Source organism: Nocardia sp. NPDC047038, from assembly GCF_040644075.1.
Taxonomy (GTDB): Bacteria; Actinomycetota; Actinomycetes; order Mycobacteriales; family Mycobacteriaceae; genus Nocardia; species Nocardia sichangensis.
The window spans coordinates 56,455-74,416 of record NZ_JBEYVQ010000012.1; the positions used below are offsets into that span (position 1 = coordinate 56,455).

The following is a 17,962-nucleotide window of genomic DNA, read 5'->3' on the forward strand; positions in this document are numbered from 1 at the left end:
GCGGGAATCGCGACAGCTCGAACGGTTAAGCGCGGGGTTGGCGGGGGATCGCCAACGGATGCGGCGGCATCGTGCGGTGGATGATCTGGAGAATCAGCAGGAACAGCACCGAGAGTCCGGCGGTGGTGAAATCCCCGACCAGAACCGCCAGTACGGCGAACGCGCCGAACACCGGAAACTCCAGCACGGCGCACCAGCGCAGGATCCGCAGCCGCCTGGCGTTGGCGGCCAGCCGTTGCACACCGTCGTCGATGATGGTCAGCGCCGTCTCGTAGCGCACCATGCCGTCGCCGACCTGGACGAACATGTGCACGGCCTGGTCGCGGCTGAGCTCGCCGAGCCAAGCCCGGTCGATCAGCCGCTTGCCCTCCTCGGCGACCTCCTTGATAACCGCGTCCATGCGGCCCCCTTCCCAGTCGTCCGGAGAGTCTAGCGGCCGAATCGCGCCTTCCCAGTGACGATTCAAGCGGGCGGGAAGACGTAGACGCGCTCCGGCACCATCCGCACGATCACCCGCCGCGCCTCCGGTTCCGGTGGCGGCGTCGCGCCGCCCATGTACTTGGCGTACATCGCGGTGAGCAGGGTCTTGTCCGGGTCGTCGGTGAGCTCCACCCGGCCGCGCACCTCCGCGTAGCGGCCGTCGGCGCGGCTGAGCACCAGCAGGCTCACCCGCGGATCGCGCCGCATGTTGCGGGTCTTCAGGCGTCCTTCGATCGTGCTGAACAGCAGGGTGTCGCCGTCGTGGTCGACGAAGATCACCGAGGACTGCGGACGGCCGTCCGCGTTCGCGGTGGCCAGTACGGCGGCGTGCGGGCCGTCGATCAGGGTGCGCACGATGTCGTCGAGTTGCATCGGAAGTCTCCTCGGTCGGTGCGGAATCACGGTGATTCCCGTAATGCGGACTTCCGCCGCGATCGGAAGGAATCGCCCAGAGCGATTCTTTTTCGGGTCCCGTCCGGTCCATATCTGCGACGGCTCACGCGTCGTGAACCGGGAAAGGACTCGCGGATGACCTCGACCAGTGCGCTACCGGACGCCGAATTCACTCGCAGTACTCAGCCGTATCGCCGGGAACTGCTCGCGCACTGCTATCGCATGCTCGGCTCGATCCACGACGCCGAAGACGTGGTGCAGGAGACCTATTTGCGGGCTTGGCGCTCGTTCGGCGCCTTCGAGGGCCGCTCCTCGGTACGGACCTGGCTCTACCGGATCGCCACGAACGCGTGCCTGACCGCGCTCGAGCACCACGGTCGGCGCGTGCTGCCGTCCGGTCTCGGCGCTGCGGGCACGGACCCGTCGGCGCGGCCCGTGGCCGCGGCGGGCGTACGGTGGCTCGAGCCGCTGCCGGACACCCTGGTGACGCCGGAGTCGGCGGACCCGGCGGGCGTCGCGGTGGCTCGCGACAGCCTGCGCCTGGCGCTGATCGCATGCCTGCAACACCTGAACGGCAGGCAGCGTGCGGTGCTGTTGCTGCGCGACGTGCTCGGTATGCCCGCGGCCGAAGTCGCCGGAGTGCTCGACACCAGCACCGCGGCGGTGAAGAGCACATTGCAGCGCGCGCGAGCCCGGCTGACGGAGGTATCGGCGGCGGCCGAGCAGGCGGTGCCGCCGAGCGAGCCGGGGCAGCGCGCGCTGCTCGAGGAGTATCTGACGGCCTTCCGACGCGCCGACCCGGCCGCCATCGAACGACTGCTGCACCGGGACGCCGTGCTGGAGATGCCGCCGTCGGCCACCTGGTTCTCGGGTAAGCGGACGTGCGTCGCCTACCTGGCCGAGCACGTCCTCGGCGCTCCCGGCGCGTGGTTGCTGTTCCCGGCCGCGGCGAACGGGCAGCTCGCCGCGGTCGCCTATCACCGGCAATCGGATTGCGTCTACCGCGCTTTCGGCGTCGCGGTGCTCACCACGACCACGGACTCGATCATCCGGATCACCGCGTTCGGCGACCCGGATCTGGTCACCGCGTTCGGATTCGCCCCGGTCCTCGGGTGAACGAAGGTCGCGATACTCGCACGTGCGCGGTACTTGTTGCCGGGAGTCGGATCGGTCGTGGAGCGCTATCGGCCGCGCTGGATCTCCGGCCGGTCGTCTCGAATGCCGATCCAGGCGTAATCCCGCGCCCTGGTGATCGCGACGAGCTTCTGCCGTTCGGCGAGTTCGGCTCGTTCGCGTCCCGCGCCGGTGCGTGAGTCCGCGCCCGCGGGCCAGGTCGGATGGAAGACCGCCGCGAAATCGAGCCCCTTGGCGCGATGCACCGTGCCGACCTTGACCGCCGCCCGCGGTGTTCCGTCGTAGTCCTCCAGGGGCAGTGTCGCGATGCCGACGGCCTCCAGCGCCCCGGCGAGCCGCCCGGCCTCGTGCCGCGTCCGGGTGAGTACTGCGATATCCGACAACGGCTTTCCGCATCCGCGAATACCGTCGACCAGCGCGGCCTCCAGGTACTGATCCGGTCCGCGCCAGATCCGCACCACGCCGTCGGGCAGGGTGACGTCGGCATCGCGCAGCGGCACGCCGGGCGCGTCGTCGAAATCGCCGAGCTCGTTCACCGCATCGATGCCCGCGGCGTTCTCCCAGACGCGGCGGCGGTTGCGGTAGTTCACCCGCAGGATCTCGCCACGGCCGCGCAGATCGATGCCCGCCTCGGCCATGCGCCAGCCTCCGGCGTACACCTGCTGCTGGCCGTCGCCGAGCAGCAGCAGCGGACTCGACCCGTTGCCGCCCGCGATGGCGTGGGCCAGCCGCAGCCCGGCCAGCGTGATGTCCTGCACCTCGTCGACGACGACCGCGTCATAGGGTTCCGGGAGCGGTTCGTTGCGGATCTCGGCCAGCGCGATGGCGATGACGTCGCTGTAGTCGGAGATGCCCCGCTCGCGCATCTCGCTGACGTACGGCACGTACAGCTTGTGCCACACGTCGGCGCGCCGGTCGTCGCCGAGACGAACACCGTTGCGCCTGTATCGGTCCGCGCGCTGGTAGACGTCCAGGTCGTCGATCTCACGCCCCTTGATCACCCGGTCGATCTCCTCCCGCCAATAGCTCGCGCGCGGCTCGATGTCCTCGAAGTCGGCCCTCGCCCGTTCCCAGACGCGGCCGAACACGCGGTCGGCTCCGTGCGGGTCGAGTTTCGGCGCGGCGATCCGCTGTGCGAGGAAATCCAGGGCCCAGGCGTGCAGACCGGCGAACTGGACGCGGCTCTCGGTTCCCGGGGCGAGCCTGCGGAAGTAGGTCTCCTGGCAGTTCGCGAGCGTCTTCACGAACGTCGTGTACAGCTGACGGCCGGTGGATCGCCTCGCCTGCCTGGCCATTCGGTGCAGCGCCACGACGGTCTTCCCGGTGCCCGCAGGGCCGGTCAGCCGGGCGGGACCGGTGTAGTTGCGCGCGACCAGGATCTCCTGTTCGGGATCCAGGAAGGTCATCCAGTGCTGGAACGGCCTCTGCAACGCCGTATTCCGCTGCGGCGCAAGCACCTCCGACCGATCGAGCAGAGCGGGATCCGGTGCGCCCTGCGCCGCTTCCTCGAACTCGAGCAAGTCGTATTCGCGGGCCGACTGGTGGGCGACGGTGTTCGCGATGGCCTGTACCCGGGTGGGTCGCAAGTGCCGCTGCCGTGCGCGGATCACCCGATCGAGCTCGCCCGGCCCGGCCACGGCGAACCGGCCGTCCACGCGCACCCCGATTCCGGCGGGTACGAGCAGGACGAGCTGCACGTCATGGGGGACCAGCTTCTCGCGCCCGAACTGCAATCGGCCGAATCGCGCCTCGACGTCGCGGTGGATCTCGTCGAGTTCGGCCGGGACGCCCTCGGCGAAGCGCAACGCGAAAAGACCTGTTTCGCAGAACAGCAACGCATGGGCGTGCGTGGCGGGCAGGTCCGCGGGGTCGCGATGGACGAGCAGGTATCGGCCCGGTTCGGCCAGCGCCTCGGCGAGAAATGTGCGCTGGTGCGATGTCAGGCCGGGAATGCGGGTCAGCGTGTCCGTGACACGCGAATGCCAGGCGTTCATGGAGTCCCCCTTCCGGTGCACACCTACCCCGTCTTCGACGGTAAAGACACCGCGTCGAGGAGGGAATGCGCCGAGGGCTTTCCGGGACAACCGTTATCGAAACGGGCGGATCGGACACCGGACCGTTGTCGGCCTGTCACCCGAAAGTGTTGTGCTGCTGTGTTCTTCCGTCGGATTCCACGCGGCGCAGAGTGGTCGGCGTTGTGCCCCACCATCTTCGGGCGCATCGGGTGAAGGTCGCTTGTTCCGACAGCCCGATCAGCGAGGCGACCTGACTCATCGGCATATCCGTCGTGGTCAGATAACGCCGGGCCGCGTCCCGGCGGACCTCGTCCAGGATCGCGGCGAACGAGGTGTGTTCGGCGGCGAGGCGTCGTTGCAAGGTGCGCGGGTGCACGGTGAGCAGCCGTGCCACCGCGCCTATCTCGGGCGCGGATGTACCCAGGAGCTGCTGGACGGCGGCGCGCACCTGCGGGGCGAGCGCCGCCGCCGCGTCACCGGACTGCTCCGCGAGGAAGGCCATCGCCAGCCGGTGCAGATTCTCGTCACCGCCGGTGAGCGGCCTGCCCGCCAGGCTGCGCGGCATACGTAGCGCCGCGAAGGGCCGCTCGACCCGCACCGGGGCGCTGAAGAATTCTTCGTAACCGGCGAGCGCGGCCTCGGGCCGATAGGGCAGCTCGACCGAGCGCAACCCGTATCGGTCGCCCACCAAGCGCTGAATGGTGCGATGCACGAACGCCAAGCCCAGGTCGGTGCCCTGGACGGGGGTGGGAAGTCCCGGCCGCACGCTGTAGCGCAGCGCGATCACGCCGCGATCCCCGTAGGGGTCCGGTTCCAGCGTCAGGCTCAGCGACCGCGCGTGCAGGAACAGGTACCGCGCCGTGCACTCGAGCACGTCGGCCAGCGACGGCGAATTCCGGATGGCCAGCGCCAGCGGGCCGAGCATGTCCAGATCCTGCCGCTGGGAGATCCGCAGACCCAGGTCGGGGCAGCGCAGCTGGTGCGCGGCCAGTTCGAGGACGGCCGCGACGCGCTCGTCCGGCACGAGCAGATCGTCGGCGTCCAAGGCGGCCACCGGCAGACCGCACGCCGTGGCCAGCGCCTCCGCGTCGCCACCGAGTTCGGCCACGGTCGCGCGGAAACCGCGCAGCCCTGCGGATCGAATCACCGACATGTCGTCGAGGATCAAATAGTTGTCGCGCAAAGTCAAGATAGCGACCCCGTGGGGCTCGCACACTGGACACATGACGCAGACCGACACAGCACCGGAACACCTCGACGTCGTGATCGTCGGCGCGGGACTATCCGGTATCGGCGCTGCTTACCGCTTGCAGACCGAGTGCCGTGGCAAGACCTACGCCATCCTCGAGGCCCGCGACACGCTGGGCGGCACCTGGGACCTGTTCCGCTACCCGGGCATCCGCTCGGACTCCGACATGTTCACCCTCGGCTACCCGTTCAAGCCGTGGCGGGACGCCAAGTCGATCGCGGACGGTCCGTCGATCCTGCGCTACATCACCGAGACCGCGACCGAGAACGGCATCGACCGGCACATCCGCTTCCGCACCAAGGTCCTCGCGGCCGATTGGGACAGCGGCGCCGCGCGCTGGACGCTGACGCTCGAGCAGCGCGACGCGACCGGCTCCACCGAGACGCGCACGCTGACCTGCGGCTTCCTGTACGCCTGCGCCGGGTACTACAACTACGACCAGCCGCACGCACCGGAATTCCCCGGCATCGCGTCGTTCGCGGGCGAGGTGGTGCACCCGCAGTTCTGGCCCGAGGACTTCGACTATCGCGGCAAGCGCGTCGTCGTGATCGGCAGCGGCGCGACCGCGGTCACCCTGGTCCCGGCGATGGCGGAGCAGGCGGAGCTGGTGACGATGCTGCAACGCTCGCCGACCTGGATCAGCGCCGTCCCGGGGCGGGACAAAGTGGCCGACAAGATCCGCGAGCTGCTGCCGCCGCGGCCCGCGCATCGGCTGATCCGAACCAAGAACATCCTGTTCGGCATCGGCTTCTACCAGTACTGCCGTCGCAGGCCGGAGGCGGCGCGCAAGCTGCTCACCGGCCTCACCACGCGCATCCTGAAGGACGAACAGGCCGTCGCCGAGCACTTCACGCCCAGCTACAACCCCTGGGACCAGCGTCTGTGCGCGGTCCCGGACGCGGACTTCTTCAAAGCCATGAAGAAGGGCAAGGCCGAGGTCGTCACCGATCACATCGACAGCTTCGTGCCGGAGGGCATCCGGCTGAAGTCCGGCCGGGTGCTGGAGGCGGACGTCGTGATCACCGCGACCGGTCTGCGACTGCTCGCCTTCGGCGGCATCGCGCCCAGTGTCGACGGCGTGCGGGTCGACTTGTCCGAGCAGTTCGTCTGGCAGGGAGCCATGCTCACCGGCGTCCCCAACTTCGCCGTGTGCATCGGGTACACCAACGCGTCGTGGACGTTGCGCGCCGACCTCACCTCTCGGCTGGTCTGCAAGGTGCTCAACCACATGGACCGCAAGGGTTACGCCTCCGTGGTGCCAGAGCCACGGGGCACGCTCGAGGAGCACCCGCTGCTGGATCTGGCCTCCGGTTACGTCCAGCGCTCCATCGGCGACTTTCCCCGGCAAGGCGGCCGTCATCCGTGGAAGGTGCGCCAGAACTACCTGCTCGACTCGGCGACCACGCTGCGCACCGACTTGGACAAGACGCTCACCGCGACGCCGAAATCGGCCGTCCGGCGGCCGGTGCCCGTCGCCTGACCCGTCACGGAGGAGTGGGGTCAGCGCGCCCGGAGTACGACGATGCCCGGTGCCGACCGCACGTACTCCGCGAAGGGCGAGTCCACCACCTTGTCATTGCCCGCGAGCGAGGACGCGTTCCGGAAGACCGGACCGGCGTCGGTCATGACGAAGATGCCGACGTGGGTGACGTCCAGGCCCGGTTGGTCGGCATAGGCGCCGATGTAGTCGCCGGTGCGCAGCCCGCTCACGACGTCCTGGCCGACCGCGGCGCTGGGAATGTAGGTGATCGCGCGATCGACCACGGGCAGCCCCGGAAGATAGGTGCCGCCGTCGGCTTTCGCGTTGAGGTGTTCGGTGACGGTCACCGCAGCGGTGCTCAACGTCGCCGTGATGTCGGTGGCCGCGACGTCGGGGACGTTCGACCAGTCGGTGAAGAAGTGCTTGCGCTGCTGGAAGTCCACGCGGCCGCCCGCGTAGCGCGTGCGGATCAGGTTCGTCGTGAACTGCTCGCGGTCGGTGGAGCGGGTGAGCGCCTCGACGTAATCGAGGAAGGTGAAGCAGTCCACCCGGCGCAAGTCGATGACCAGCTGTTCGGGCTGGGTCGCCGATCCGACGAGCATGTTCGCGCCGTAGGGCGTGCCGAGGAACCGGCGCGACAGCAGCTCGATCAGTTCCGCCTTGCTCGCGGACGCGGGCGCCTGAGCGCGCAGCGACAGCAATTCGTCGAGCTTTCTCGCGGTGACGTCGTCGAGGCGCACGGCCTCCGGAGCGCCGAGTGCCACGGTCGGTGTGGACACCACGGCGCAGACAATGGCCACGAGGACGAGCAGTACACGAGCGATGGTGCGCAAGACGCCTCCAGCGGAGTGGGCCGGCCGATCCGTACACGACAGCGACACCAACGGTAGGTGATGAGGGTCGGCAAGACCTAGCGCCGTCCAAACACCCCTTCTGTTGGACTGAACGCCGGGTCACGAGGTGGTGGCCCCACGTCCCCACCGAAAGGGTTATCCGACATGACGAGAATCGTTCGAGCCACCTTCGCTCTGGGCGGTCTGCTCGCCGCGGGCGCGCTGCTGGTTCCGGCGACCGCCTCCGCGCAGCCGCAGCCGGGCGGACTGCTGGAGACGACGTGCAGCTTCGCCCAGATCGATGCCGCCGTCCATGCCCAGTTCCCCGACGCCGCCGCCCGGCTCGACGCGCACCCGGACCGGAAGGCGAAACTCCAGGAACTCCTGAGTCTCCCGGTCGAGCAGCGCAAGCAGCGCGCCAGGGAATTCCTGGACAAGCACCCGGAGGCCAAGGCCAGGTTCGAGGAGCGCCGCAACTCGCCGGAGGCGCAGCAGCACCGCGAGAAGCTGCGCGTCATCGCCGACAGCTGCCACAACTACTGAGCACGCTGCGGGCGAGGCGTCGGACTCGCCCGCACCTCGCTACGCCCGCGCGCAGGGGAGGTCGACGGTGACCGCCAGACCGCCCTCCGGGCGGGCCGTCGCGTGAACGACGCCGCCGTGGGCCTGTGCGACCGAGCGCACGATCGACAAGCCGAGCCCGGCGCCGCGGGTATCGGAATCGGCGGAGCGTTCGGCGGTGGCGAGTCTGCGGAACGGTTCGAAGAGACTGTCGACTTCGAACGCGGGCACCGGGGGACCGCTGTTCGCCACGGTGAGCACCGCGCGCTGGCCTGCCGTCCTGGTCCGGATGCTCACCCAGCCGTTCTCGGGCAGGTTGTAGCGCACGGCGTTGTCGAGCAGATTGTGGACGAGGCGTTCCAGCAAGAGCGGATCTCCCTGCACGGGCGCGGTTTCGAGATCGGCGGTGATCTCGGCCCCTGGCCGTTCGGCTCTGGTCCCGACCGCGTCGGCGGCGAGGTCGGCGAGGTCGGCGCTGCGGTGTTCGGTCAGCCGCTGTTCGCTGGTGGCCAGCACCAGGAGGCCGTCGATGAGCCGTTCGTGACGGCGGTTGACCTCGAGGAGCGTGGCGCCGAGCCTGCGGGTGGACTCGGGAACCTCGGGGTCTTCCAACGCCACCTCGATCAGGGTCCGGTTGATGGTCAGCGGTGTGCGCAGTTCGTGGGAGGCGTTCGCCACGAATCGGCGCTGTCCGTCGAAGGCCCGGTCCAGGCGCTCCAGCATCGCGTCGAAGGTGTCGGCCAGATCCTTGATCTCGTCCTGCGGACCGTCGAGGGCGATGCGCTCGTGCAGGCTGGTGTCGGCCACGCGCCGCGCGGTCGCGGTGATCCGCTGCAAGGGATGCAGGGCACGTCCGGCCAGCAACCAGCCGAATCCACCCGCGGCGATCCCCACCGCGCCCAAGGAAACCAGCGACCACACCAGCATGGCGCGCAAAGTGTCCCGCCGATTCCGCTGGGCTTGCTCGCCGAGCGCCTTGAATAGTTCCGTGGACACCGGAGCACGGTTGCGCTCCGCCCGCTCGAGGAGATACTCCCGCACCACTTGCTGCGCACCGCCGCCGGGCCGTCGCTCCAGCGCCTGATTCAGGTAGAAGTACATCAACGCGATCAGTACCGCGCCGGCGAGGAAGAACGCCGTCGCGTACAGCAGCGTGAGCCGCAGCCGGATCGTGCGCCCGCTCATCGGATCCGGTATCCAACGCCGGGCTCGGTCTCGATCAGCCGCGGGTCGCCCAGCTTCCGCCGCACGTTCATGATCGTGTACCGCACCACGCCGGTGAACGGGTCGATGTGCTCGTCCCATGCCTTCTCCAGCAGCTGCTCGGCCGAGACGACGCCGCCGTCCGCGCGCAGCAGTTCGGCCAGCACCGCGAACTCCTTGCGCGACAGGGTGACCGGTTCACCGTTCCTGGTGACGGCGAACCGGTGCTGGTCGAGCCGGATGCCGGACCGCTCCAGCACCGGGGGAGCGGCGCTGCGTGCCCGCCGCCCGAGCGCCTGGATCCGGGCGACCAGCTCGGCGAAGGCGAACGGCTTGGTCAGATAGTCGTCGGCGCCAAGCCCCAGACCGGCTACTCGCTCCGCCACGGCGCTCGCGGCCGTCAGCATCAGGATCCGGGCCGAGCCGCCGGACTCGATCAGCGTGCCGCACACCTCGTCGCCGGAGACGCCGGGCAGATCCCGGTCGAGTACCACCACGTCGTAGTCGTGCACGCCGGTACGTTCCAGCGCCGCGGCGCCGTCGTACACCACGTCGACCGCCATGGCGTGTCTGCGCAACCCGTCGGCGATCGCGTCGGCCAGCAATCTCTCGTCCTCGACAACAAGCACCCGCACCCCGCCATCGTGCCCTCTACCGCTGTTGGGTGGACGTTAGTCCGGTCCCGGCGGGCAGATCTGGGTAGGCTCGCGGACGAACCGGCGCACCCGACTCCCAGGAGAGACAAGCCATGGCAGGCGACTGGAACACCCAGATCATCGAGGAATTTCGCGCCAACCAGGGCAAGGTCGGCGGCCCCTTCGCCGGTCGCGAATTGCTGTTGCTGACCAGCACCGGCGCGAAGTCGGGTCGCCCGCGCACCAATCCGCTCGCGTTCGTTCGCGACGGCGACGACATCGTGGTGATCGCTTCCAAAGCGGGCGCTCCGACCAATCCCGACTGGTTCCACAACGTGCGGGCGAACCCGGAGGTCACGCTCGAGATCGGCACCGAGACCCTGGCGGCGACCGCGACTCCGGTCACCGAAGGCGCGGAGCGCGACCGTCTCTACGCCGCGATGGTCGAGGTGATGCCCGGCTTCGCCGAATACCAGGAGAAGACCGACCGGGTGATTCCCGTCGTCAAGCTGACGCCGCACTGAGCGGAGCTGGGGCGGTGCCGTTCCCGGTCGTGGCCGAACCGAAGCGTCAGCCTGCCGTGATTCCGGTGATCAGCGTTTGATCCGTGCCGGTACGGGTCGTGATGAACTGCGTGAAGGTGTTCGCCTCCTCGCCGGGGAACTGCTGCGTCAAGCGGACTTCCCACCGTGCCTGGCCGTCGGGTCCGTCCCCGGCCCGGGAAATCTGCACGCAGTATCGGGTGCCCGCAGGCACCTGGTTGATGCCGCGCTGGATCTGATCGGCGGGGGATACCGCCGCGTCGGGGGCGACCACCGCGCGAGCCCGGTACCCGGATCGTTCGGCGTAGTAGGCGTACTCGAAGGCGAAGATGGCGTCGGGGCCGTTGCCGGTGCCGCCCGGATCGGTGCCGGAGACGACGTCGGCGGTGCGTTTCTGCTCGCATCCCGGCGTGGCGATGGCCCACGGCGGCCTGACCCGTGAGGTGGACGTCGAGGTGGTCGGCGCGGGTCCGGCCGCGCGCGGCGGTGACGTCGCCGCCGTCGTGCGCGAATTCGCCTCGGAGCCATAGATCATGGCCAGGCCGATCGAGACGGTGGCGATCACGATGGCGAGCACGATCAAGACCGTCAGCGAGCGGTTGCCGCGTTGCTGTTCGGTGCGCCGCGGGTGGCGCACCGGGGTGCCGGGATGAATGCCGGATCGGTTGACGATGGCGGGCGCCGTGACGTGGCCGTCCTCGGGCTCGGCCTGCACCGGCTCGGTGGGTGCGCCGCGCTGCTGCGGGGCAACGGGTTGCGGCGGTCGCACCGCGGCGGGCGCGGGTTCGAGCCATTGCTCCCACTCGCCGAGGCGCGGCCGGGCGTCTTGCCGCTCCGGCGGGCGCGGTGGCTCCTGCGCCTCGTACTGCGGCTCACGACGACGAACCTGCTTGCGCCGGCCGGGTGAACGACGTCGTTTGGACGGCTTGCCTGCCGGAATGCGCAGCATCGGCAGACCCGTGTCGAACGGATTGGCCTGGCTCGCGCCCTGACTGGGATGCTCCCGGTCAGGGGGCGTCATCGTCGAATTCGCCCAGCACCGGTACGACCGCTGTCACGGCGGACGGGATGGTCACGCCGAGTTGTCCGTCGCGCGGCTTGTGCTCCTGGTCTTCGCCGCCCGGCGGCGGAGCGGGCGGTACCACCATGCCGCCGGTCGGGCCGGGATGAGCGGGATGGTCCGGGCTGCTCGCGGGCGCGGGTGGCGCGGAGTCGACGGCGGGCGGCGCGACCGCGGGCGCGGGCCTGCTCTCCGGCTTCGGCGCATCCGCTCGCGCGGCGGGCGACGAATTGCCGGGCGGGATCAGCGAACCCGGGCCGCTGGTCGACGACTTGTGCTCCGGCGATCCACCGAAGTCGAACAACTTCGAGGAATTCTTCGAGTCGTCGCCGGTCGTGCCGGAGTTGGTGGTGGAGCCCGGGTTGATCAGCTCCGGGATCGCCTTGTCCGCGGCCGCGGCGACGGTGTCGATGCCGTGGATGCCGACTTCGGCGATCTTGTCGATGATGTGCGTGCCGATGTCGACGCCCGCGTTGATGGCCGTGGTGCCGAGGTCCACCCCCGCGGAGATGAGCTGCTGCTGCAATTGCAGTTGCGCGACCATGGCCGGGTCCATGGGCTGTGTGGTGGCGGGTGTCGTGGTGCCGGGCACGACTTGCCCGGTGCCACCGGGATAGACGGCTTGCCCCTGGCTGACGCCGGACGGCGTGGTGACCGTGAGCGGTCCCATCTCGTCGAGTTTCCTGGTGTGGTCGTCCATTTCGGTGCGCGCGGCCGTCACGGTGGTGAGCGCGTCGCGCAGCGCCTGGGTGGCGCGGGTGATGACGGCGTCGGTCTCCGGTGCGGAGGTCGCGTTGTCCAGGATCTCCCGCGCGTCGCGCCGGAAGTCGGCGATGATCTGGTCGACGCGCCGCGCCGCGCGCCCGGAGGTGGCGTGCGCGTCGGCGAGAACGGACAGGTAGGCCGGACCTCGGTCGGAGATGTCGCCGATCTGGGTCTGCGTGGTGCGCATCGCGGGCACCGCGCTGTCGGCGGCCTGGGAGGTCCAGGTCGATTCCAGGGCGTGCAGCCCTTCGCGGTGCGGGCCTTCGGTGTCGGCCGCCTGGGCGGATGCGGCCGAGAGCGCCCCGGTCGCGGCCGCGCTCGGCACGCCGACACCGGTGCCGAGTGCGGAGCGCAGCGTCAGCAGTGGCTTGACCAGCGCGGCGACGATCGGCGGATCGACGCCAGGTTCGGTGCTCACCGGCCTGGTGGTCTCGGCGGCGGGCTGGGTGGTGTGGGTGCGTTTGCGCAGTCCCATCAGGCTTCTCATGCCGGTGCCTCTCCGGACCGCGTGATCGCGCTCGCCGTCGCGGCGTCGACATCCTGCGCGTTCTCGCTGTAACCGCGCAGCACTCGGCCGTATGCGCTGACCAGCTGTCCGGCCGTCGACAACGCTTCGGCGTGTTCGGACACGGCCGCGGAGAAGCGCGCCGCGAATTCCGCGCCGACGACGCCGAGATCGGCGGCCAGCCGTTCCGGATCCACCGCGCCGGAGGCGACCGTGGCCGCCGACGCCAATTGTTCGGACACCGCGTCCGCGATCGCGGTGTAGGCGGCCACCGCCGCCGGGTCGAGCCTGAGCGTATCCACTGTTCCCCTCCCGGATCCCAGTCTGTCGCTACCGCGCCATGATTCACCGCCAAGGGTACTGTGCCGAAGCCTCGCCATGCGCCTGTTCCTCGGTGGTCGGTTTCGCGCGTAGGCCACGCTTTCGCGTGTCCGACCGTCCGCGCGGCGCGGGCGGCATCTCGAAGCGTCCGCGGGCGCGTCCTGGCGCGACGGCCGACCTCCCTGTTCACGAGCCCTCCTGTGTCCCTTGCCGATCCGGCCGGAGTGGCGTCCACCCGAGCGAACGCGTGCGTGTCGAGATTGTTATTCGGAACAACAAATTAGCTGTTGTGCGCTGCGTCACAGTCCAATATGTTGCTGTGAACAACATTTGTTCCACTCCGACCGGCCGGGGCATCGTCCCGGCCGGTGATGAAAGGCCCACTTATGCGTAAGGGCATCCTCAGCGCCGCCGCGCTGTCGTTCGCGCTCCTGGCCGCCACGCTCACCGCGTGCGGCGACTCCGGGGACTCCGGCGGCAAAACCCAGATCGGCGTGATCCTTCCGGACAGCAAGACCTCCGCCCGCTGGGAGACGGCGGACCGCAAGTACCTGCAACAGGCGTTCGAAGCCGCTGGCGTCAAGGCCGATATCCAGAACGCCCAGGGCGACAAGAACGCCTTCCAGACCATCGCCGACCAGATGATCACCAACGGCGTCTCGGTCCTGGTGATGACCAACCTGGACAGCGGCACCGGCAAAGCGGTGATCCAGAAGGCGAAGTCGCAGGGCGTCACCGTGATCGACTACGACCGGCTCACCTTGGGCGGCGGCGCGCAGTATTACGTCTCCTTCGACAATGTGAAGGTCGGCAGCCTGCTCGGTGCGGGAGTCGCGCAGTGCCTGACCGATCGCAACGCGGTGCGCCCGGTGGTCGCGTACCTGAACGGCGGACCGACCGACAACAACGCCGCCCTGCTGAAGACCGGCTACGACGGTGTGTTGAAGCCACGATTCGACGCGGGCCAGTACGTCAAGGGCCCCGATCAGGCTGTCCCGGAGTGGGACAACACGACAGCGGGCACCATCTTCGAGCAGATGCTCACCGGCAGGCCGGATATCGGAGGCGTCGTCGCGGCCAACGACGGATTGGCCAACGCCGCGATCGCGGTGCTGAAGAAGCAGAAGCTCAACGGTCAGGTGCCGGTCAGCGGGCAGGACGCCACGGTGCAGGGACTGCAGAACGTGCTGGCGGGCGACCAGTGCATGACCGTCTACAAGGCGATCCAGAAAGAGGCCGAAGCGACCGCGAAACTGGCGGTTGGCCTGGTGAAGGGGGAACCCGGCACGACCAACGGCACCGTGCGCGATCCGGAGTCGAACGCCGACGTGCCGTCGGTGCTGCTGGAACCGAAGGCCATCTACCCGCGCAACGTCAAGGACGTGGTGGCCGACGGCTATGTCACCAAGACCGAGTTGTGCACTGGCGAGTTCGCGAAACTCTGCGCGGACAACGGGATCTGATATCGCACGCCCCTTCCGCGGTTCGATGAGGGGATTGCGGAAGGGGCTCCATTCTTCGGAGGAGCCACCCCATGTCCGAACTGCCGGTCATCGAATTACGCGGATTAGAGAAAAGTTTCGGTCCGGTCCACGTCCTGCACGAGGTCACCTTCAGCGCCTTCCCCGGCGAAGTGACCGCACTTGTCGGCGACAACGGCGCGGGCAAGTCCACGCTGGTCAAATGCATCGGCGGCACCCATCCGATCGATGCGGGCGAGTTCCTCTTCGATGGCGCGCCGGTGCAGGTGCACAGCCCGCGCGACGCGGCGGCGCTGGGCATCGAGATCGTCTACCAGGACCTCGCGCTCTGCGACAACCTCGACATCGTCCAGAACATGTTCCTCGGCCGGGAGCGCAAGCGCGGTCTCGTGCTCGACGAGTACGCGATGGAGGAACTGGCCGAGAAGACGTTGGCGAGCCTGTCGGTGCGCACCGTCAAGTCGGTCCGGCAGCAGGTCGCCAGCCTGTCCGGCGGCCAGCGCCAGACGGTGGCCATCGCGAAAGCCGTGCTGTGGAACAGCAAAGTGGTGATCCTGGACGAGCCGACGGCCGCGCTGGGCGTCGCGCAGACCCAGCAGGTGCTCGAACTGGTTCGCAAGCTCGCCGACCAGGGCCTGGCGGTGGTGCTGATCTCGCACAACATGAACGACGTCTTCGCGGTGTCCGACCGGATCGCCGCGCTCTATCTCGGCCGGATGGCCGCCCAGGTACGAACCTCCGACGTGACGCACGCGCAGGTCGTCGAATTGATCACGGCAGGCCGTAGCGGCGCGCTCGGCCTCGAGGCGAGCGGAGCGACCCGATGACCGCGGTGACCACCGAGCGGCGACCGGTGGCGGCGCCGGTGACCGACCTGATGAGCGACTACGTCGGCCGCGTGCGCGGCGGCGACATGGGGGCGTTGCCCTCGGTGATCGCGCTCGTCGTCCTGTCGGGCGTCTTCTGGGCGGCGCGCCCGGTCTTCATGTCCGAGGCCAATTTCGCCAATCTGTTCACCCAGGGCGCGGCGATCGCGGTGATCGCGATGGGGTTGATCTTCGTGCTGCTGCTGGGGGAGATCGACCTGTCGGCCGGGTTCACCAGCGGGGTCTGCGCCGCTGTGCTCGCGGTGCTGCTCACCGACGAAGGGTGGCCGTGGTATTCGGCGGTGCTGGTCTCGTTGCTCACCGGGATGGTGATCGGACTGGTGATCGGCACGGTCGTGGTGAAGATCGGGATCCCGTCGTTCGTGGTGACGCTGGCGGCATTCCTCGCGTTGCAGGGCGTGGCGCTGAAGATCATGGACAACGGCCGCAACATCTCCATCCGCGACGAGACGATCGTCGCCATCGCGAACAAGAACGTGCCGCCCTTGCTCGGCTGGGCGCTGTACGCGGCACTGGTCACGGGTTTCGCCCTCGTGCAATACCGGAAGTGGCGGGCGCGCACGAAACTCGGGCTCACCGGCACGACGGCGCGGGTGGTCGTGGTGCGAGTCGTGCTGCTGGCGCTCGTGGCCGGCGCGGCGGTGCTGGTGCTCAACGGCGAGCGCAGCCGCAATCCCGCGGTGCACTCGCTGACGGGGATGCCCATCGTGGTGCCGATGATCGCCGCGCTGTTGCTGCTGTGGACGTTCGTGCTGGACCGCACCGCGTTCGGGCGGCACGTCTACGCCGTCGGCGGCAACGCGGAGGCCGCCCGGCGCGCGGGCATCGCGGTGGATCGAGTGAAGATCACCGCCTTCGTGCTGTGTTCGACGATGGCGGCGGTGGGCGGACTGATCGCGGCCTCGCGCGCCAACTCCGTCGACCCGAACACCGGCGGCAGCGACGTGCTGCTCACCGCGGTCGGCGCGGCGGTGATCGGCGGCACCAGCCTCTTCGGCGGCCGCGGGCGGATGCTGGACGCGGTGCTCGGCGCCGCGGTGGTCGCCGTGATCAACAACGGCATGGGGCTGATGGGCTACAGCGCGGGCACGAAATTCGTTGTGACAGGATTTGTGCTGCTCTTGGCGGCCGGAGTGGACGCCCTCTCCCGTAAGCGTGCGCTCCCGCGGCGATGAATCCCAGCCCTGTGACGAAAGCCCGGTGAATGCGAGCAGCACCTTCGCCCGATGAGATCCGCACGCGCAACCTCGCCGCGCTGCTGCGGCACGTCCACCGTGACGGGGCGGTGTCGCGTGCCGCGCTCGCCGAGCGAATGGGACTGAATCGCAGCACGATTCTCGCGCTCACCACGGATCTGGCGGCGGCAGGCCTGGTCAGCGAGGAATTGCCGGGCCAGACCGGACGGGCGGGCAGGCCGTCGCTGGTGGTGCGTCCGCAGGCCGAGCGGGTCTACGTCGTCGCGCTGGACGTCGGCGCGGACCGGCTCGCCGCCGCACGCGTCGGGCTGGGCGGGTCGGTGCTCGAGCGCACCGCGACCGCCCGTCCCGGCGGCGCGTTCGACCCGGACGACGTGATCGCCGCGCTCGCGGCGATGGCGAGGGAGATGATCGCGGCGGCCGCGCCGGACGCCCGGTGCGTCGGCGTCGGAGTCGCGTTCTGCGGCATGGTCCGCGAGGCGGACGGCGTCGTGCGGTACGGGCCGAATCTCGGCTGGGTGGACGTCGCGTTCGGCGCCGAGCTGACGCGGGAACTCGCACTCGGCCTCCGCGTCGCGGTCGGCAACAACGCCAACCTCGGCGCGCTGGCCGAACGCGAACGCGGTGTGGGCGAAGGCTTGGCGAACCTGATCTACCTGCACGGTGATGTCGGCATCGGCGGCGGCATCATCATGAATGGCGAATTGCTCGGCGGGGAAGGCGGCTACGGCGGGGAAGTCGGGCACATGATCGTGAATCCCGGTGGGCGGCCGTGCGCCTGCGGTTCCCGCGGCTGCCTCGAGGCCGAAGCGGGTGAACTCGGGTTGATCGCGGCGGCGGGACGGACCGATCCGGCGGGACAGGCGGCGGTCGACGCGATCGTCGAGTCCGCCGCCCGCGGCGACGCGGTGGCCCGCGACGCGCTGCACCAGGTCGGTGAATGGCTCGGCTACGGCGTCGCCAATCTGGTGAACATCTTCAATCCGTCGATGGTGGTGTTCGGTGGCGTGCTGCGGGAGATCTATCTGGCCTCGGCGGCCCAGGTGCGCAGCCGCGTCGCGGTGAACGGCCTGCAAGCCGTCCGCGAGCGGGTCAGGTTGCGCACCAGCGCGCTGGCGGGCGACGCGACCTTGATCGGAGCCGCGGAACTGGCCTTCACCGACGTGCTCACCGATCCGTTGCAGACCTTGTCCCGCAAGCAGGCCGCGCGCGCTTGACGGGT

Annotated in this window: 18 protein-coding genes; 8 read left to right on the top strand and 10 right to left on the bottom strand. The window is 69.3% G+C overall.

All coding sequences use genetic code 11. The annotated features are described in order from the left end of the window. Nucleotides 1–25: 25 nt before the first annotated feature. The gene (locus ABZ824_RS29685) at nucleotides 26–400 is read right to left on the bottom strand and encodes a hypothetical protein (protein WP_356966935.1); all 375 of its coding nucleotides are present in this window, start codon (nucleotides 398–400) and stop codon (nucleotides 26–28) included. Nucleotides 401–462: 62 nt separating this feature from the next. Continuing rightward, complete coding sequence (locus ABZ824_RS29690) at nucleotides 463–852, bottom strand: PPOX class F420-dependent oxidoreductase (protein ID WP_356966937.1); 390 nt, start codon at nucleotides 850–852, stop codon at nucleotides 463–465. A 156-nt stretch (nucleotides 853–1,008) separates the two neighbouring features. Between ABZ824_RS29690 and ABZ824_RS29695 the strand changes: the two genes are divergently transcribed. Then, nucleotides 1,009–1,989, top strand: a complete 981-nt coding sequence (locus ABZ824_RS29695; RefSeq protein WP_356966939.1) for a sigma-70 family RNA polymerase sigma factor — start codon at nucleotides 1,009–1,011, stop codon at nucleotides 1,987–1,989. Between the two features lie 65 nt (nucleotides 1,990–2,054). Here the strand turns inward: ABZ824_RS29695 and ABZ824_RS29700 are convergent, their stop codons facing one another. Continuing rightward, the gene (locus tag ABZ824_RS29700) at nucleotides 2,055–4,001 is read right to left on the bottom strand and encodes a UvrD-helicase domain-containing protein (RefSeq protein WP_356966941.1); all 1,947 of its coding nucleotides are present in this window, start codon (nucleotides 3,999–4,001) and stop codon (nucleotides 2,055–2,057) included. 136 nt (nucleotides 4,002–4,137) lie between these two features. Beyond that, complete coding sequence (locus tag ABZ824_RS29705) at nucleotides 4,138–5,211, bottom strand: AraC family transcriptional regulator (protein ID WP_356966943.1); 1,074 nt, start codon at nucleotides 5,209–5,211, stop codon at nucleotides 4,138–4,140. A gap of 34 nt (nucleotides 5,212–5,245) precedes the next feature. Here ABZ824_RS29705 and ABZ824_RS29710 point away from each other — a divergent pair, with 34 nt between their 5' ends. Then, nucleotides 5,246–6,751, top strand: coding sequence for an NAD(P)/FAD-dependent oxidoreductase (locus ABZ824_RS29710; protein ID WP_356966945.1), 1,506 nt, complete (start codon nucleotides 5,246–5,248; stop codon nucleotides 6,749–6,751). A 20-nt stretch (nucleotides 6,752–6,771) separates the two neighbouring features. On the opposite strand, the gene ABZ824_RS29715 is transcribed toward ABZ824_RS29710, so the two are convergent. Further along, nucleotides 6,772–7,584, bottom strand: coding sequence for a DUF1460 domain-containing protein (locus tag ABZ824_RS29715; protein WP_356966947.1), 813 nt, complete (start codon nucleotides 7,582–7,584; stop codon nucleotides 6,772–6,774). 165 nt (nucleotides 7,585–7,749) lie between these two features. On the opposite strand from ABZ824_RS29715, the gene ABZ824_RS29720 reads away from it, so the two are divergent. Then, nucleotides 7,750–8,127: a hemophore-related protein gene (locus ABZ824_RS29720; protein WP_356966948.1), complete on the top strand. Its 378-nt coding sequence runs from the start codon at nucleotides 7,750–7,752 to the stop codon at nucleotides 8,125–8,127. Nucleotides 8,128–8,166: 39 nt separating this feature from the next. Here ABZ824_RS29720 and ABZ824_RS29725 read toward each other — a convergent pair whose 3' ends face one another. Then, nucleotides 8,167–9,330 (bottom strand): HAMP domain-containing sensor histidine kinase, encoded by a 1,164-nt coding sequence (locus ABZ824_RS29725; protein WP_356966949.1) that lies wholly within the window; start codon nucleotides 9,328–9,330, stop codon nucleotides 8,167–8,169. Beyond that, nucleotides 9,327–9,983, bottom strand: coding sequence for a response regulator transcription factor (locus ABZ824_RS29730; protein ID WP_356966951.1), 657 nt, complete (start codon nucleotides 9,981–9,983; stop codon nucleotides 9,327–9,329). The genes ABZ824_RS29725 and ABZ824_RS29730 overlap by 4 nt, the downstream gene beginning before the upstream one ends. 113 nt (nucleotides 9,984–10,096) lie before the next feature. Here ABZ824_RS29730 and ABZ824_RS29735 point away from each other — a divergent pair, with 113 nt between their 5' ends. Then, the gene (locus ABZ824_RS29735; RefSeq protein ID WP_355075669.1) at nucleotides 10,097–10,507 is read left to right on the top strand and encodes a nitroreductase family deazaflavin-dependent oxidoreductase; all 411 of its coding nucleotides are present in this window, start codon (nucleotides 10,097–10,099) and stop codon (nucleotides 10,505–10,507) included. A 46-nt stretch (nucleotides 10,508–10,553) separates the two neighbouring features. Here the strand turns inward: ABZ824_RS29735 and ABZ824_RS29740 are convergent, their stop codons facing one another. Genes ABZ824_RS29740 through ABZ824_RS29750 form a run of 3 tightly spaced genes read right to left on the bottom strand, consistent with a single transcriptional unit; the run spans nucleotide 10,554 to nucleotide 13,157 of the window. Then, nucleotides 10,554–11,546: a hypothetical protein gene (locus tag ABZ824_RS29740; RefSeq protein ID WP_356966953.1), complete on the bottom strand. Its 993-nt coding sequence runs from the start codon at nucleotides 11,544–11,546 to the stop codon at nucleotides 10,554–10,556. Beyond that, the gene (locus ABZ824_RS29745) at nucleotides 11,533–12,837 is read right to left on the bottom strand and encodes a hypothetical protein (protein ID WP_356966955.1); all 1,305 of its coding nucleotides are present in this window, start codon (nucleotides 12,835–12,837) and stop codon (nucleotides 11,533–11,535) included. The genes ABZ824_RS29740 and ABZ824_RS29745 overlap by 14 nt, the downstream gene beginning before the upstream one ends. Next, entirely contained in the window at nucleotides 12,834–13,157 is a 324-nt protein-coding gene (locus tag ABZ824_RS29750; RefSeq protein ID WP_355075675.1) for a hypothetical protein, read from the bottom strand. Before ABZ824_RS29750 ends, ABZ824_RS29745 begins: the two co-directional genes overlap by 4 nt. 405 nt (nucleotides 13,158–13,562) lie before the next feature. Between ABZ824_RS29750 and ABZ824_RS29755 the strand changes: the two genes are divergently transcribed. The 4 genes from ABZ824_RS29755 to ABZ824_RS29770 all read left to right on the top strand — a co-directional run bounded on the left by ABZ824_RS29755 (nucleotide 13,563) and on the right by ABZ824_RS29770 (nucleotide 17,957). Then, nucleotides 13,563–14,639 carry a substrate-binding domain-containing protein gene (locus tag ABZ824_RS29755; protein WP_355075677.1) on the top strand — a complete coding sequence of 359 codons (1,077 nt, stop codon included), beginning with the start codon at nucleotides 13,563–13,565 and terminating at the stop codon, nucleotides 14,637–14,639. Nucleotides 14,640–14,710: 71 nt separating this feature from the next. Beyond that, the gene (locus tag ABZ824_RS29760) at nucleotides 14,711–15,484 is read left to right on the top strand and encodes an ATP-binding cassette domain-containing protein (RefSeq protein ID WP_356966957.1); all 774 of its coding nucleotides are present in this window, start codon (nucleotides 14,711–14,713) and stop codon (nucleotides 15,482–15,484) included. After that, nucleotides 15,481–16,719: an ABC transporter permease gene (locus tag ABZ824_RS29765; RefSeq protein WP_356966959.1), complete on the top strand. Its 1,239-nt coding sequence runs from the start codon at nucleotides 15,481–15,483 to the stop codon at nucleotides 16,717–16,719. Before ABZ824_RS29760 ends, ABZ824_RS29765 begins: the two co-directional genes overlap by 4 nt. Nucleotides 16,720–16,748: 29 nt before the next feature. Then, nucleotides 16,749–17,957 (top strand): ROK family transcriptional regulator, encoded by a 1,209-nt coding sequence (locus ABZ824_RS29770; RefSeq protein WP_356966961.1) that lies wholly within the window; start codon nucleotides 16,749–16,751, stop codon nucleotides 17,955–17,957. Nucleotides 17,958–17,962: the final 5 nt, after the last annotated feature.